This is a genomic window from Paenibacillus nitricinens (assembly GCF_052056485.1).
Taxonomy (GTDB): domain Bacteria; phylum Bacillota; class Bacilli; order Paenibacillales; family Paenibacillaceae; genus Paenibacillus_AQ; species Paenibacillus_AQ nitricinens.
The window spans coordinates 2,796,671-2,813,019 of record NZ_CP183948.1; the positions used below are offsets into that span (position 1 = coordinate 2,796,671).

At 42.1% G+C, this 16,349-nt stretch carries 14 protein-coding genes and 1 pseudogene; 11 read left to right on the forward strand and 4 right to left on the reverse strand.

Translation table 11 applies throughout. The annotated features are described in order from the left end of the window. Positions 1 to 99: 99 nt before the first annotated feature. The 6 genes from ACN6KS_RS12215 (at position 100) to ACN6KS_RS12240 (ending at position 5,873) form a co-directional block, all read left to right on the forward strand. Complete coding sequence (locus tag ACN6KS_RS12215; protein ID WP_094868659.1) at positions 100 to 1,020, forward strand: carbohydrate ABC transporter permease; 921 nt, start codon at positions 100 to 102, stop codon at positions 1,018 to 1,020. Positions 1,021 to 1,023: 3 nt separating this feature from the next. After that, complete coding sequence (locus tag ACN6KS_RS12220) at positions 1,024 to 1,863, forward strand: carbohydrate ABC transporter permease (protein WP_094868562.1); 840 nt, start codon at positions 1,024 to 1,026, stop codon at positions 1,861 to 1,863. 30 nt (positions 1,864 to 1,893) lie between these two features. Further along, complete coding sequence (locus ACN6KS_RS12225) at positions 1,894 to 3,006, forward strand: rhamnogalacturonan acetylesterase (RefSeq protein WP_440962097.1); 1,113 nt, start codon at positions 1,894 to 1,896, stop codon at positions 3,004 to 3,006. A 103-nt stretch (positions 3,007 to 3,109) separates the two neighbouring features. Next, positions 3,110 to 3,901, forward strand: coding sequence for an SDR family oxidoreductase (locus ACN6KS_RS12230; protein WP_042187431.1), 792 nt, complete (start codon positions 3,110 to 3,112; stop codon positions 3,899 to 3,901). A 180-nt stretch (positions 3,902 to 4,081) separates the two neighbouring features. After that, the gene (locus tag ACN6KS_RS12235) at positions 4,082 to 4,798 is read left to right on the forward strand and encodes an MgtC/SapB family protein (RefSeq protein WP_042126933.1); all 717 of its coding nucleotides are present in this window, start codon (positions 4,082 to 4,084) and stop codon (positions 4,796 to 4,798) included. Between the two features lie 85 nt (positions 4,799 to 4,883). Next, a complete protein-coding gene (locus ACN6KS_RS12240) occupies positions 4,884 to 5,873 on the forward strand; it encodes an aldose 1-epimerase (RefSeq protein WP_094868565.1) in 990 nt (329 codons plus the stop codon). A gap of 99 nt (positions 5,874 to 5,972) precedes the next feature. Here ACN6KS_RS12240 and thrS read toward each other — a convergent pair whose 3' ends face one another. Then, positions 5,973 to 7,886, reverse strand: coding sequence for a threonine--tRNA ligase (gene thrS, locus ACN6KS_RS12245; RefSeq protein ID WP_440962098.1), 1,914 nt, complete (start codon positions 7,884 to 7,886; stop codon positions 5,973 to 5,975). Between the two features lie 473 nt (positions 7,887 to 8,359). Here thrS and ACN6KS_RS12250 point away from each other — a divergent pair, with 473 nt between their 5' ends. Further along, positions 8,360 to 9,028, forward strand: coding sequence for a TraX family protein (locus ACN6KS_RS12250; RefSeq protein ID WP_094875674.1), 669 nt, complete (start codon positions 8,360 to 8,362; stop codon positions 9,026 to 9,028). A gap of 94 nt (positions 9,029 to 9,122) precedes the next feature. After that, the gene (locus tag ACN6KS_RS12255) at positions 9,123 to 10,643 is read left to right on the forward strand and encodes a copper amine oxidase N-terminal domain-containing protein (RefSeq protein ID WP_440962099.1); all 1,521 of its coding nucleotides are present in this window, start codon (positions 9,123 to 9,125) and stop codon (positions 10,641 to 10,643) included. Between the two features lie 101 nt (positions 10,644 to 10,744). On the opposite strand, the gene ACN6KS_RS12260 is transcribed toward ACN6KS_RS12255, so the two are convergent. Further along, positions 10,745 to 12,160 (reverse strand): metallophosphoesterase, encoded by a 1,416-nt coding sequence (locus tag ACN6KS_RS12260; protein WP_440962100.1) that lies wholly within the window; start codon positions 12,158 to 12,160, stop codon positions 10,745 to 10,747. 208 nt (positions 12,161 to 12,368) lie between these two features. Here ACN6KS_RS12260 and ACN6KS_RS12265 point away from each other — a divergent pair, with 208 nt between their 5' ends. After that, complete coding sequence (locus ACN6KS_RS12265; protein ID WP_042187439.1) at positions 12,369 to 12,968, forward strand: nitroreductase family protein; 600 nt, start codon at positions 12,369 to 12,371, stop codon at positions 12,966 to 12,968. 72 nt (positions 12,969 to 13,040) lie between these two features. Further along, positions 13,041 to 13,202 (forward strand): annotated as a pseudogene (locus tag ACN6KS_RS12270) (DUF2188 domain-containing protein); the annotation flags it as partial. Positions 13,203 to 13,309: 107 nt separating this feature from the next. Here ACN6KS_RS12270 and ACN6KS_RS12275 read toward each other — a convergent pair. Both ACN6KS_RS12275 and ACN6KS_RS12280 read right to left on the reverse strand, forming a co-directional pair. Continuing rightward, the gene (locus ACN6KS_RS12275; RefSeq protein WP_440962101.1) at positions 13,310 to 14,479 is read right to left on the reverse strand and encodes a peptidylprolyl isomerase; all 1,170 of its coding nucleotides are present in this window, start codon (positions 14,477 to 14,479) and stop codon (positions 13,310 to 13,312) included. A 185-nt stretch (positions 14,480 to 14,664) separates the two neighbouring features. Further along, positions 14,665 to 15,000 carry a hypothetical protein gene (locus ACN6KS_RS12280; protein WP_042126947.1) on the reverse strand — a complete coding sequence of 112 codons (336 nt, stop codon included), beginning with the start codon at positions 14,998 to 15,000 and terminating at the stop codon, positions 14,665 to 14,667. Positions 15,001 to 15,181: 181 nt separating this feature from the next. On the opposite strand from ACN6KS_RS12280, the gene ACN6KS_RS12285 reads away from it, so the two are divergent. After that, positions 15,182 to 16,288, forward strand: a complete 1,107-nt coding sequence (locus ACN6KS_RS12285) for a lactonase family protein (protein ID WP_094875683.1) — start codon at positions 15,182 to 15,184, stop codon at positions 16,286 to 16,288. Positions 16,289 to 16,349 lie beyond the last annotated feature (61 nt).

Below are 16,349 nucleotides of genomic sequence, written 5' to 3' on the forward strand. Positions count from 1 at the left end.
GCATGCCATTTGGTTAGGCGGCAGTCCGTTTCCCTTATTATTCACATAAAAAGGAGTTGGAGACCCTTGGCATCCACGAATCCCCTTCCTTCGAATCCGCTGGCTTTTAAGAAAAAGAAGCTAAAAGGCCGGAGTTTACGAAGCAACCTTACAGGATATGCCTTTATCAGTCCATTCGTCATTGGCTTCCTTTGCTTCACATTGATCCCGATGATCATTTCTCTTTATCTTTCTTTTACCAAATACAATTTGTTCGCTCCCCCTAAATGGATCGGATTTGATAATTACATCAAAATGTTCTCGAATGACCCGAAATATTTACATTCACTAAAGGTGACCCTGCTTTACGTATTTATTGGTGTGCCTTTACGTCTCACCTTTGCATTATTTGTAGCTATGATTCTAAATACAAAATCGCGCATGATCGGAGCCTATCGTACAACTTATTATTTACCTTCTATTATAGGTGGCAGTGTGGCGGTATCCATCATGTGGCGTAATATTTTTAGTGATACTGGAATTATTAATGGCATGCTCGGTTTTTTCGGCCTGGGTCCAGTAAGTTGGTTTGGTAATCCGAGCGCTGCGCTTATAATGTTGATCACCTTATCCGTGTGGCAGTTTGGTTCATCCATGTTGATCTTTCTGGCGGGTCTAAAAAATATTCCTGGTGAAATGTACGAGGCAGCTAGTGTAGATGGAGCAGGCTTTTTCAGAAAGTTCTTTAAGATTACAATGCCCCTCCTAAGCTCAGTTATTCTGTTCAATCTAGTCATGCAGACGATCAGTGCATTTATGACCTTTGTTCCAGCTTATATTATCTCTAAAGGTGAAGGCGGGCCAATGGACGGTACGATGTTGTATTCTCTATATCTATTCCGTCAGGCCTTTATGTTTAATAATATGGGTTATGCTTCAGCTATGGCGTGGGTGATGTTATTGCTAGTCGGCATCATGACCGGAATTTTGTTCAAGACATCCAAATCGTGGGTCTTCTACGAATCGGAAGGAGGAAAATAATCCATGGCTAAAATGAAACTGAAATGGCCGCTGTATCACATTCTTATCGGTGGCCTCGCTATCATTATGCTGTATCCGATTTTGTGGATGATCATGAGCTCTTTTAAAGAGAGCCGGCTTGTATTTGTTACCGCTCAGCAGCTTCTTCCCGATCCATGGGTGTGGGGGAATTATGCTAAAGGCTGGGAAGGGATTGCCGGATATTCCTTTGGTGTCTTCATAAAGAATTCATTAATTATCGTCGTTGTAGCAACGCTTGGGGCAGTGATCTCTTCTTCACTAGTGGCCTTCGGATTTGCACGCAATAAGTTTGTAGGGCATGGTTTATGGTTCGGCATCATGATGATGACCCTTATGCTTCCTTCAGATGTAGTACTAGTCCCGCAATATATTATCTATGCCAAATTGGAATGGCTCGATAGTATCAAGCCGATCGTGATTCCACAGTTCTTCGGTGTTCCGTTCTTTATTTTCCTAATGCTGCAGTTTATTCGGACGATACCTGTTGAACTTGACGAAGCGGCTACGATTGATGGGTGCGGGAAATTTGGTCTGTACTTCAGAATCATTCTCCCACTCATCCGTCCATCTATGGCTACTGCAGCGATCTTTTCCTTCTATTGGCGCTGGGAAGATCTGCTTGGGCCAGTGTTGTACCTGAACTCTCCATCTAAATATACAGTTTCTATGGGGCTGAAAATGTTCCTCGATAGTGAGTCCGTGTCCAACTGGGGGCCCATGTTCGCCATGTCCGTTCTTAGCTTGGCACCCGTCATGATTATTTTCTTTCTCTTTCAAAAGCAGATTGTGGAAGGAATCAGCACCAGTGGTTTGAAAGGATAAAATATCTAATGAAGAAAGGTGCGGCTGATTTTGGATAGCTATCATTTTGACTTTGGGATTAAAGATACAGCGCCCGGCTACACCAAAATTCGGCCGGACTCACGATACTCTACGGAAACGCGATTTGGTTTTACTTCAGACTCGACAGTATTCGGGCGTTCCAGGGGAGGATCAGAGACATTAAGAAGTGATTTCTGCATTCCGCAGAAGGCAGTCTTCCTGTTAGATATTCCTGATGGGATTTACCGGATTTCTTTGGTACTTGGTGACTCCTTAGCAGATACGAGTACAGTAATTCGAGCAGGCGCTGGGAAGTACGTATTAGACATATTGAATGTTCCGGCAGGTCAGTACGTACGTGAATCATTTGCGATGCGAATCATGGATGGTCAGCTAAAGCTCTCCTTCTCAGGTATTGCGCCTCGAATAAATGCTCTCGACATTGAGCCTGACAACGAAGCGCTCGTCTTATATTTGGCTGGTGATTCTACGGTGACCGATCAAGGAGAAGCTGGTTATCCCTATGCTGGCTGGGGCCAGTTGCTGCCTCGCTGCTTCAAAGCAGGTCTTGTAGTGGACAATCGAGCCATTTCTGGTCGAAGCTCCAAGAGCTTTATTGAGGAAGGGCATTTGGACAATATTTCTACTGCGCTTCGGCCAAGAGATTATATTTTCATACAGTTTGGACATAACGATTCGAAAGGGGATGAAGGTAGACATACCGAACCTTTCACTACATATAAAGAATATTTGCTACAGATGATTACAGTCGCTAGGGAAGCGGGAGCCTATCCGGTACTTGTAACTCCTGTACATCGCCGAAGATTTGATCATCTAGAAGCTATAGTAGACAGCCATGGTGATTATTTAACGGCAATGAAGGAGCTGGCCGAGAATGAGCAAATCCCACTGATCGATTTGGCGGAGAAGAGTCGTAAGCTATTTGAAGCATACGGTGTGGAAGGAACGAAGGATCTGTTCATGTGGAGTTATCCTGGAGAATATATCTTGCATCCAGTCGGTGTACAGGACAATACACATTTTCAGATTTTAGGAGCGCGTCTGCTTGCTGATTTAATCGTAGAAGGTATCCGTGAGGCCGGATTAAATGATCTTATTATTCATCTTCGACAAGGCGAATAAGGACAAGTAAAGATCTACCGATTCAACTTCTGTATGCGAGGTTAAGGTTAAGGAAAGAACTTAACTGGAAAGGCTTGCATGACAAGAAGGAGGATACTTAAACATGGCAGATAAGAAGCTGGAAGGTAAGGTAGCGATTGTAACAGGAGGTGGTTCCGGCATTGGACGAGCAACTGTGCTTGAGTTTGCCCGTAACGGGGCCAAAGTTGTGTTGCTGGATAGAACTGTTGAGAACGCAGAAAAGGTTAGAAAACAAGTGGAGAAAGAAGGCGGAGAAGCACTTGTAATTGAATGCGATGTTGCTGAACCCCCGCAAGTGGAAGCTGCTATAAACAAGGCGGCCGCAAAATGGGGGCGTCTTGATGTTGTTTTTGCTAATGCAGGGATTAATGGAGCCATGACCCCCATTGAAACGATGGATATTGAGTCTTGGGACCAGACGATTCACATCAATCTTCGTGGAACCTTCGCGACGGTTAAATATGCGATACCGCATCTAAAAGAAAGCGGCGGCAGCATCCTGATTAACAGCTCCATTAACGGAAATCGTGTATTTTCTAACATCGGTTTTTCTGCTTACAGTACGACAAAGGCAGGTCAGGTTGCTTTTATGAAAATGGCAGCATTAGAACTGGCTCAATTTCAAATTCGCGTAAATGCGATCTGTCCTGGAGCTATTAAGACCAATATAGATGACAACACTTTTCCATCCGAGGATCTGAAAGAGGTAAAGATCCCTGTTGAATTTCCGGAAGGGGATCAACCGCTAGAGGAAGGTCCCGGGCGTCCTGATCAAGTTGCGAAGCTGGCACTTTTTCTGGCCTCCGAGGATTCCGATCATATTACAGGAACTGAGATTTATTGTGACGGTGCTGAATCGTTACTTCATGGTTAAATATTTGTAAATAATCACTTCCTTTAAAACGGATTCTATCCTCTTTGTTATGCGGGATCTAATTGATCTAGAGCGCATATACATTGAGGATAGGAGTGCCGTTTTTTGCTGTAAAATAAAGCTAATCTTTATCTCTGTTTTCCGTTATAATGGAGTATCTTGGAGAAAGGAGAATGAATGATGGATTTTCATATTGAATCATTAATTAAGCTGCTAGTGGCCATGCTGTTCGGGCTGTTCATCGGGATTGACCGACAGATCAAGCAGAAACCGCTGGGGATTCGGACCAGTATGGTCATAAGCATTGCCTCGTGTCTTGTAACCGTAGTGTCCATTCATGCCTTTGATAAGTTTGCGGGTCCAGAGCATCCGAATATGGATCCGATGCGCCTCGCTGCTCAAATTGTCAGTGGAATAGGATTCTTGGGCGCCGGGGTTATATTGCGTAGAGGTGGAGATGCGATATCAGGTTTGACCTCAGCAGCACTCATCTGGACAGCTTCTGGAATTGGGATAGCTGTGGGTGCAGGATTCTATATTGAAGCTGCGTATGCAGTTATTCTTTTGATGTTTGCGGTGAATTTGGTTCCTCATTTAATTCGTTCGATTGGCCCTGAGGTGCTTAACAAGCATGAAGTTTCGGTGAGAATCATCATGGAAGCTAATTTTGTACTTACTGAAGTGATCCAAAAAATCGAGCGGCCTCAGGTTAGTACCCAACGAAGTACTAGAAGCCCCTCCCGAGCGATCCGCAGAATGAAAATTAAGGATTTGGAAGATGGAAGGCAAATGATCGATATGGTGATTTCAGCACCGGATAAAGATTACGCAACAGAAATCTATTATGATGTGAAGAAAATTGATCATGTCATGAGCGTTGAAGTGGAACAGCTGTAAAAAAGGGCATGTCACGTCATGACCAGATGTGGTAATCTATCAAGTAGAGACAATTATCAGACACTGGAAGGGAGAACATATTATTATGTCTATCACAGCCTATGAAGGACAATATGAAGGAGAAGCAGCCATCTGGTTAAAAGCTGGCCGTTATGAGGCAGCTATACTACCGGGTATCGGTGGCAACTTGATCTGTTTCCGTGATACCGAAAACGGTTACCGTTTCTTGCATGAACCGGGAGCTGAGGAAATGGAAGCCTTCAAGGCAAGTCCAGGCATCCATGGAATTCCTGTATTATTTCCTCCGAATCGTTATGAGGATGGCAAATTCCCATGGAATGGTCAAACTTATCAATTCCCAGTAAATGAAGTCGCTACGGGCAACCATTTGCATGGTTTTTTACATACGGCAGCTTGGGAAGTGGAAGAGTTCGGTAGCGGTAAGACAGAAAGCTTCGTAACCGTATTCATTAAAGTGGATGAGAATCATCCTTCTTATCAATACTTGCCACATAAATATACGATGAAACTACGTTACACCCTTGGTGAAGGTGGCTTATCTCAACAGGTGCAAGTGCATAATGATGGTGATGATGTGATGCCTTGCTTGTTGGCATTCCATACCGCGATTAATGCACCATTCGCACCGGAAAGTTCTCCACAAGATTACCGTGTAAAAGCAACTATCGGCGAGCGTTGGGAACTGGATGACCGCATGCTGCCAACAGGTAAATTCCAAGCGCTGGAGCCAGGAGAAGTTCAGCTTCGTGATGAAGGTGTGAGTCCATATTTTGCATCGATGGATAATCACTACACCGCTGTACCTCAGAACGGACGCAATCGGATGGAGCTTACTGACAGTAAAGCTGGAATAACCTTGGTATACGATGTAGGGACTTCGTACAAACAATGGATGATCTGGAACAATGGTGCTACAGAACAGTTCTTCTGTCCTGAACCGCAAATTAACTTGGTTAACGCACCAATGGTGGATCTACCGGCTGATGAGATTGGCTTGTTCAGCCTCAAACCAGGCGAATATTGGGAAGAAAGCAGTCGTCTGTACGTGAAATAGTGTTCATTTGAATAATAATATGTGATCAAAGAAAGGGCTGTCTTGTTCGTAGATTTCTACGAATAGACAGCCCTTTAACGTTTAATTAGGAGCAGAACTTTAATTTTTACTAACTATTTCTTTATTAATCTGTTCAATAATCTCTTGGATACTCTTTGAACCAAGATCCCCCTTACCACGTTTTCTTACAGATACACTGCCAGAGATTTTCTCATTCTCACCGAGAACGAGCATATAGGGTGCTTTTTCCAGCTGAGCTTCACGAATTTTGTATCCTAGCTTCTCATTTCGGATATCAACCTCTACACGAATGCCAGCTTGTTCTAAGGATTGTTTCACCTGAAATGCATAAGCAACGTAGTTCTCAGAGACGGGCAATAACTTCGCTTGAACGGGTGCTAGCCATAGCGGGAATGCGCCGGCATAATGCTCCGTAATAATCCCCATAAAACGATCAATTGACCCATAAACGGCGCGATGGATTACGACCGGGCGATGCTTAAGGTTATCTTCCCCGATATAAGTAAGATCGAATTTCTCTGGCATTTGCCAATCTAGTTGGATGGTTCCACATTGCCAGCTTCGTTTTAGCGCATCTAAAATATGGAAATCAATTTTTGGTCCGTAGAACGCGCCATCACCTTCATTCACACGATACTCGATCCCGAGATTGTCTAATACACTTTGTAAAGATTGTTCAGCTAGATCCCATAGTTCTTTTGATCCCATATAATCTGCCGGGCGAGTAGATAATTCAATCTTATACTCAAAGCCAAACACTTGATAAATATGGTCAATCAGTGAGATTACCCGGCTTATTTCATCCTCAATCTGCTCTGGTAATACGAAGAGATGGGCATCATCCTGACAGAAAGTACGAACACGCATCATCCCGTTAAGTGCCCCAGAGAATTCATGGCGATGTACTTGACCAAATTCGGCAATACGGATAGGCAACTCTCGGTAAGAATGTAGATTATTTTTATAGATCATCATATGACCTGGGCAGTTCATCGGCTTGAGTGCAAATTTTGTTTCGTCTACATTGGTGAAATACATATTGTCTTTATAGTGATCCCAGTGCCCGGATTGCTCCCAAAGCCGATTATTCATCATCAGCGGTGTACGAACTTCATCGTAATCTCTCTGTCTTTGTAGTTCACGTGCGAAATTCTCAAGCTCTGTACGGATAGTCATTCCCTTTGGAAGATAGAAGGGCATGCCTGGAGCTTCTTCAGAGAACATGAACAATTCCAGTTCCTTGCCAAGCTTACGGTGATCACGCTTCTTTGCTTCTTCAAGAAAGAGTAGGTGCTCTTCAAGTTGAGCTTTCTTAGGAAAAGCAGTTCCGTAGATACGTTGCAGCATTTTATTATTGGAATCTCCACGCCAGTAGGCACCTGCTACATTCAACAGCTTAAAGGCCTTGACCAATCCAGTTGAGGGAAGATGCGGGCCTCGACAGAGATCCGAGAATTCACCTTGTTCATAAATAGATAATACTGTGTCTTCAGGTAGATCACGGATAAGCTCCAGCTTTAAGGGCTCATTCATCGCTTCAAAAAGCTTGATTGCTTCAACGCGTGGAACGACACGGCGGACAATCGGGTGATTCTCTTGAATAATTCTCGCCATCTCTTGTTCGATTGCTACAAGATCATCCGTGGATAGAGGTGTTTCAATATCAATGTCATAATAAAAGCCATCTTCGATTACTGGACCTATGCCAAGCTGGACACCCTTATCTCCATATATACGCTTTATGGCCTGCGCCATGATATGTGCTGTACTGTGTCTATAAATTTCCAGGCCTTCTTTGCTATCCAACGTAACAATTTCGAGCTGGCAATCATGATCGATCGTTTGGTTTAGGTCAACGGATCTTCCATCGATTATTCCAGCTACAGCACTTTTTTTCAGACTGGTACTTATGACACCTGCTGCTTCTTTAATCGTCGTTCCTTGTAGTACCTCTCTAATTGTTCCGTTTTGCAGTGTTACCTTGATCTCCATGATTGTTAGCCTCCAGTTCTCAAAAATTGTTAGTGGTGAACGCAAAAAAACGCATCTCTCCCAGAAAGGGACGAGTGCGTTCAGCTCGTGGTTCCACCCTAATTCGACCTATCACAAGGATAGGACCTCATTGGTATCCTTTAACGTGGATAAGTCGGTGCCACATACTACCGTAAAATTTAGATCTACGGATTCAGCGCCACAGCTACAAAGGGGTAACTCCACAATCGTTTACTGGAGAAGCTTTCAGCCTAGACCTCTCTCTCTGGACAGTTCGTATAGGAAATCTTGTCTTTGATCATTGCCATATGATGTTGCTCGTTCATAGTACTCAATTGCACCCCATAAAGTCAAGAGGCGAGAAACCAGAAATTCAGATCTCTTTTATTGCGGTCATCATTTGTGTATTAGCGAAGGAGATGAAGTAGGCTTTGGCGAATGTATGATATCAACCTATTTTAAGGAGGTTTGATATGCAGATTCTCGCTATGCTGACGATGCTAATCGATCATATTGGCTATATCTTTTTTCCAGAGGATATCGCTTGGAGATATGTAGGAAGAATAGCCTTTCCAATCTACTGTTACGGGCTTGTGCAGGGGCATATCCATACATCATCCAGACCGAAATATTTATTCCGACTGCTTATAATCGCTATTATTGCTCAGATCCCATACAATTTAGCGATTAATCCTGGTGGATGGAATGTGGTGTTTACGCTTTTATTATCTGGAATTGTATTAGTTGTTTTAGATAAACTTCCTACTCTATGGCTTGGTATACCTGTTGTCATTGCAGCTATCGCGTTAATGGATTACTTCCCGATAGATTATAATGCGTACGGCCTGCTGCTAGTATTGATATTCCGTTATACGAGGTCATACTGGCTTGTTATGGCACATCTGGCATTAAACTTGTTTTACATGTTCTATAACTATTGGGTGGTCCAAATGCTTAGTATTTTACCGACATTGTTGATTGCTTTGATACCTGCACTTTGGGGATATTTAGAGCGTCACCGGGTGAAACGCTGGGTTTGGTGGTCTTTTTATCCTGCGCATTTACTGATTTTGGCAGTATTAAAAGGCTTGATTTACAATGAATGGGTTTCTATCGAATGGCGAAGTTTGTTGAATTTATAGTATTTTTACAATAACTCATCCTTTGATTTACAAATGTTACCTTTGCTGAGATAATGGATTGATTTTAAAAAAATTCTTAAAAAGGAGACTTGCTATGAGGAAAATGATAGCTAGAACAAAATGGTTTATTCCTTTTGTCGCGCTGCTGCTTGTTCTGGCCGGATGTCAATCGGTTGGAGGTTTCGATGTTAATAAGGCATTGATTGGGGATGTCGATGTTAAATCATCAGAATCCAGCATGACGTTTTCTATGAACGCTGAGCCTGCAGAAGGACTGAGCGCAGAAGATAAGGAAATGGTAGATCTCATAAATTCTTTTTCCCTGAGTATTAGCCATGCAAAGTTGCAAGAGAATGGTAATGTATCTGCCGATGGAACGATTGGCTATAAACAATTGAATATTCCATTCTCATTGTTTATGGACAAACAAACTTTAGTCTTTACGGTTGAAGGAGCAAAACAACCATTTTACTTCCCGGTTCAAGGCTATGATGAGGTCTTAGCTGAAGTTGGATTGGATCTGACTAAAGCTGAAGATCTTAGTAAGCTGCTAACGAAGTTTGTGGTGAAGAATCTTCCTAATCCAAGTGCAATTAGCGTAACACCAGTTAGTGAGGCTGTTTATGGCCAGCAGGTGAATATGACGAAGTTACATACCGAAGTGACGGGTGATGAGCTTCCGGCATTGTTAAAAGGATTCCTGAAATCGATCTCTAAAGATACGGAAGGCTTTACAGAATTAGTTGGTGGTCTATATGACTATCTGTATCCAGTAATCAAAGCTATGGACGAAAAAGGCTCCGGTGATTATGAAATTCCAGGTATTGGAGTCATTCCTCTGGGTGATAAAGAAGCTGTTGTAACCGTACTGCATGATGCAGCAAAATTAGCTGTGGATGCTTTACTACTGGTTTATGACAATCAACTAGACAGTCTTTACAAATCAACCCCTGAGCTTAAGACGGTCCTGAGTAAGGATACGAAGCTTGCTGTCGATATTTTTGTAGACAGTGGACTACATGTTCGTAAACAGAATGTTGATCTGAAAGTGGCGCTTCCAGGTACAGAAGATATGCCATTAAAGAGCTTCTCTCTTAAGGCTTCCAGTCAGATTTGGAATATTGGTGGGGCTGTAACGGCAGATCCAATCAGCACAGAAGGAGCTCTTGATGTTTCTTCCGGTGACCTGACTCCTGGAGAGACTTTGAACAATTTTGATCCGAATTCTAACGTTTATCGTATTTTGAAAGACGATCTTGGTATCACCAAGAGAACGATTGTCATCGAACCAGACGACGAATATTATTATCCGATCGTTGACAATAATACGACGTACATTCCTCTTAGGTATTTTGCAGAAGATTTAGATGCAACTGTGGAATGGGATACGGTCAATCGTGCTATTATCGTAACTGATGGTGTGTACGGTGATAAACTGGTATTCAAAATCGGTTCTTCCGAAGCAGTGATTAACGGTGACAAAGTGAAGCTTGCAGAGCCTGTATTTGTTGACGAATATGGTGATGCCTATGTATCGCTACGTCTGCTAGCTGAAGCACTTCATGCTACTGTGTTTGTAGATGAAGATGGTTGGATTACTATTACACGTAAATAGTTAGTTCGATCCTCATTGGCTAATTAACAGAAACAAACCCAGCTTCTAACTTCGCAGAAATGTGGGTGAAGCTGGGTTTTTATATGAAATAGGGCAGCTTTTTATTGCTTCGTTAAAACCACCTCTAGGTCGACATTACTTAACGATTTTTCTTCAGCCATACTTTGGACATACCCTCCTAAGAAACCGTCCTGATGTTCCTCCCAAAGCTTGTAGCCCGGCAACGCTTTAATATCCTTCGCAAAGGTACCTGCAGTTCCGGCGAAGTATTGTACATTCAGCTTGGACATTACCTTCGCCATGGATTCTTTTTCAGACTCCGTTAAAGGACTTTCCTTAAGACTATCCATAGCTTTGTCATAGGAGTTAGTAGCAAAGGTTTCTTCGGCATATGCCTTGAAGTTTAAGAGATTGTGATCTGTAATCTGGTTAGCTTCAGCCCAACCTTCTACGTTCAAAGACGCTGTTATATAATTTACGGTTCGCGAGACGGGATCGAAGGTCATGGCTCCATATTGATGCGGATTGACGGCCATCGCACTCGTAGCGATATCATAGATTGGCAATTGTTCAGAGGATGCTGTATCTTGATTCGCGTCTGCTGGATCTACTTGAATGTCCTGCATATGAATATGTCCTGAGAGAACTAGATTAAGTCCATTCTTCCGTAAGGATTTTATAGCTTCCTGGCTGTTATTAAGCTTGAATCCTGAAACGGACATAGAAGTGTGACTTAATAAATTATGATGCATCACCGTGATCACAGAAGCGTGCTCTTTGGCTGCGAGCTTAACGGATTCATCCATCCATGAAAGCGTAGAGGAAGCAAAACGCCCATCAGTCTGAGGGAAACCGTATTTTTTATTATTAAGGTATTGGCTACTGTCTATCATGAGAATCCATAAGTTGGGGGCAGCCTTGACGATATAGCTTAGTGATTCCTTATCACGTGATGCAGCTTCTTTGTAGCCGAAATCCGCATACATTTTGACGAAATCCTTATCTGTAATTGAATCCGTAAGGAGCTGTTTATCGCCACTGAAGGATCTAGCCCAAGGATTAAATAAGTCGTGATTGCCTGGAATGACATAAACAGAGGTTCCTTGTTGTTCAATTCGTTTTAAATTTTCGGTTAGCTTTTGATGGCTGCTGCGTTCTCCATTATTAGTTAAATCGCCACTGAGGATGATAAATGCAGGTTTTTTCTGTTCAGCGTCATAGACCAAAGCTTCAGCCATTTCATCACTGTAGGGCAGCATTTTTCCATCGCCTCCAGTTACATAAGTTTGAAAGGCCTGTCCACCATCCTGAAGAGCCTTATCCAAAAAGTGAGTGTCTGTGGCGACCCAGAAAGAGAGAGGTTTTAGCTCAGCTTGATCAAGTTCCCCAGCGTTTAAATTAGACGATTTTGTGTCTTTACAGCCAGTAAGTGCCAAGCTAAGGAAAAAGAGTACTACACAAGAGAATATGACCATTTTTTTATGTGGAATAAGAACTTTACCTGTTAAAAAATTCATTTATATAACCTTCCTTCTGTACTTTTGCTGCACTATTGTAGCTTATTTTTAGCCGGAATGTATATCGGAAAAGTGAAGGGGAGATGTTACTAATCGAGGCTAATTGTATATCCGACAAAATAAGTTGTGAATAGATGTTGTGTTTTCAGAAAAAAGGTGATAAGATGTACAAAAGTAAGTTACTTAAATAAATGGAGGTAATTATTTTATGTCTAACAATTTTCTTGAAGCAGTTAAAGGAAGACGTTCTATCTATGCCATCAGTAAAGAATCCACTGTAGCCGATGCTCAAATTATTGAAATCGTTGAGCAAGCGGTTTTGCATAGCCCAACTTCATTCAACTCCCAAAGCTCCAGAGCGGTTGTTCTTTTAGGTGAACAGCATGATAAATTATGGGATATCACTACAGAAACTTTGCGCAAAATTGTTCCAGCTGAACAATTTGAAGGAACAGCGCAAAAATTAGCATCTTTCAAGGCAGGATACGGTTCCGTATTGTTCTTTGAAGACCAAGCTGTAGTGAAGAACCTGCAAGAAAACTTCGCATTGTATGCTGAGAACTTCCCAGTTTGGTCTAACCAATCTTCAGGCATTCTGCAGTTCGTAGTATGGACTGCGCTTTCTGAAGCAGGTTTAGGCGCGTCGCTGCAGCACTATAATCCACTAATTGATGACGAAGTAAAAGAAGCTTGGGGTATCCCGCAAGACTGGAAACTGATTGCTCAATTGCCATTTGGCAAGACGGTAACTCCAGCAGGTGAGAAACAATTCCAACCGGTTGAAGATCGCGTTAAAGTCTTTAAATAAGCTTAAGTGAGTGTTTAAAACCTCCTAGACCAGGCTAATTAATTATATAGTCAGGTTAAGGAGGTTTTTTGTATGCCGTGGAACAAAGAAGATTATCCAGATTCACTCAAGAACTTCACTGCACCTATTCGTAATAAGGCGATTGATATTGCTAATGCATTGCTAGAAGATGGATATGAAGAGGGAAGAGCCATCTCTATTGCTACCGCACAAGCGAAAGAGTGGGGAGAGAATCGTGATAAGCAGGTCCGTAAAAAAGGACATTAATTAAAAGTTCGAAAGTAGGCACAAAAAAAGCAGGACAGCGTTTATTAACGCTTGTCCTGCTTTTTACTATCTTATTATTTAGCGGATTCAGTTTCTGCTTCTGCACTTGCAGATGGCTCAGGAGAAGCTGTTGCATCTTTTTTGGCATCCGTAAGTGAATTTGTGATTTTTGCTTTTGCAGTTGTATCTGTCAACCAAGTGTTGGAAAGAGTGGAAACCTTTTGAGACACAAGGGTCTTTTTGATTTCATCTTTCTTTTCTTCCATAGTGTAGTTTTTAGCGTCTTTGTGGTCGGTTACTTTAATGATGTGATAACCGTAATCGGATTTTACAGCACCACTTGTTTCCCCAACTTTAAGTTTAAAGGCTACATCGGAGAATTCAGCTACCATATCTCCACGTTTGAAGAAATCTAGATCTCCACCATTAGCCTTGGAACCAGTATCCGAAGATTTTTCTTTAGCTAGTTCAGCGAAATCTGCTCCATCTTTCAATTGCTTCAGAATTGCATCTGCTTCTTCTTTAGTCTCAACGAGAATGTGGGAAGCACGAACTTGTTCTTCTTCATTGAAAGTAGCTTTATTTGCTTCATAGTAGTCTTTGATTTCTTGATCCGTTACCGTTACTTGCGGCTCAAGAATCTTACGTAGTTTTACTTGCAATGGCATTTGCTTCTTCAAGTCATCAACAGTCATTGAGCTTTGTTGCAATGCAGCATTAAATGCAGCTTCTCCGCCGAATTGTGCTTTAAGGTCTTCTAATTCAGCATTGATGTCTTCATCAGTAACGGTTACGTTGGCTTTTTTAGCTTCTTGATCAACGAGTTCAGTAGTAATCATAGCTTGCAGCGTGCTTTCTCCGCCTGCTTCGATCAATTTATCATAAAGTTGTTCTTTAGTAATGTTAGTTCCGTTAACGCTTGCAACAGCTGTGTTGTCGCCGCCACTTTGGAATGGAGGCTTTATCAGTACAATGATGAGTGCCGCAGCCAGAACCACAGAGGCAATCATCCAGCCCTTGTTACCTTTAGGAGAAACTGGTGGAGCAGGTGGTGTCGTATTATTATTACTGCTGACTTTGTTCATTACTGGAATACCTTCCTCTTTTGTTATATTCACAGGTTCTTCAGCAGCTACGACCTCCACTTCTTTTACTTCATTGGTATTCTCGGTAGTGTTCAATTCTTCTTCCGGAGTACCGTTGTTTTCTAAGTTCTCATTTCCATTCAGATCTTTTTTGTCCATTATTAGTAATGACTCCCTTCAATATAGGTGTTGCTTGTCTATTTACAACTTTAACAGAAATCCTGATCCTAAACCTTAAGAAAGTATAAAAAAAGATAGGATCTTTTTAAGTTTCTATTAATAAAAAGCAAAAAGCCGGAAATGGCATCGGTAACATGCCCTTCCGGCTTATGGGAATAAGATGTTTACTTCAGTCCTTTCAATAGATGACGAATACTTTCCTGTTTCCGTCTTGGGACCCGTACGTTTTTAGCGAATAGGCCTTTTTCTCCGAAATAAATGCAGTCGTCTTCGATAGAACTGATCTTGTTCAGATTGACATAACAGCCACCATACACATGATAGTAAGTAGAATTGGATAACAATCGTTTTAATTGCTCGGCAGTCATTCTCTTTTTTATGTTGTAGTTTCTGCCGTGAAAAATGACCAAATCATGGTCCCCGACCTTAAAGAACAGAATGTCTGTTTCCACCTCGAAGTCCTCGTATACATTTCTGGCTTCCAGCAGGATGCTACTCATTCATGTTCCCCCTTTGTACTTAATAAAAGACTAATGTTAGCGCTTTCATTATAGCACAATCCCTAATCATTGGAAAGCCTTATTTTTGAACTATTTGTCACACTTTTTACTTTATAGTTTGTCTTTAACGTTTAAAAATTGTAAATTATATAATAGCAATACTTTGGAGGAGGATGTAGAGATGAAAAAGCAGACTAAGTTATTGCTGTTTACGGGTTCCTATGCAAGTGCCACGGAAAGCGGTGTGCAGGTATTTGAATTCGATGGCGAAGCAGGAGGTACGTTAAAATTAATCGACTCGGTTCAGGGTCTAACTAACCCCACCTTTGTTAATGTAGATGCTTCAGCCCAACGTTTATATGCCATAGGAGAAAAGCCAAATGGTGAGGGTGGAAAAGAGGGAGAAGTCGTTACCTTTGCTATCGATGCTAAGCGTGGGAAATTGAGCGAATTGAACCGTATGACCTCAATGCCTGCCTCAGGTAATGGTCAAACGACTACATGCCATATTTCTAGAGATCTAAGCGATGAATACATTGTTGTATGTAGTTATCATGGTGGCAGTGTAGGCTTGATCACATTAGATGAAGAAAAAGTTGCAAATCAACTGGCAGATGTCGCGATTCATTCCGGTCATGGTCACCATCCTGAACGTCAGGATCGCCCGCATCCCCATTCGGCTATTTTCAGTCCGGACGGACAGTATCTTTTTGTTTCTGATCTTGGGCTTGATATTATTCGGTCCTATAGAATCAATAGGGACTTGAACAAACTAGAAGTTCACGGAGATACTGCGCTTCATCCAGGGGCGGGACCTCGTCATTTTACTTTTCATCCAGATGGAAAGTCTGCTTATGTTATAAACGAGGTGGATTCCACGATAACATCGTTTACATATGACAGTGCTACAGGGACGCTTCACACGGTAGATACAGTTTCAACTTTGCCTGAGGATTTTAAGGAAGAGAATACTTGCGCTGAAATTGCTACTTCAGTAGATGGAAAATATCTTTACGCTTCTAACCGTGGAGCGGATAACATCGCAGTGTTTGCAGTGGATAACGCTACTGCCAAGCTTACACTAATTGAATATGTATCTACTCGTGGAGGGCATCCGCGACACTTCTCATTAACTCCGGATGGGGCTTACCTTATTGTTGCAAATCGTGACGGTAATAACCTGGTTGTGTTCTCAATTGAAGAGACCAGTGGCCGTCTCGTCTTTACTGGAAATACTGCCGAGGTATCCAAGCCGGTGTGTGTGAAGCCTGTGATTTTCCCTGTTTAAAAGAAACTCGTTTATGAAGAGTGAATAAGACAATTTAAGAAAATAATAAAGGGAACACCGG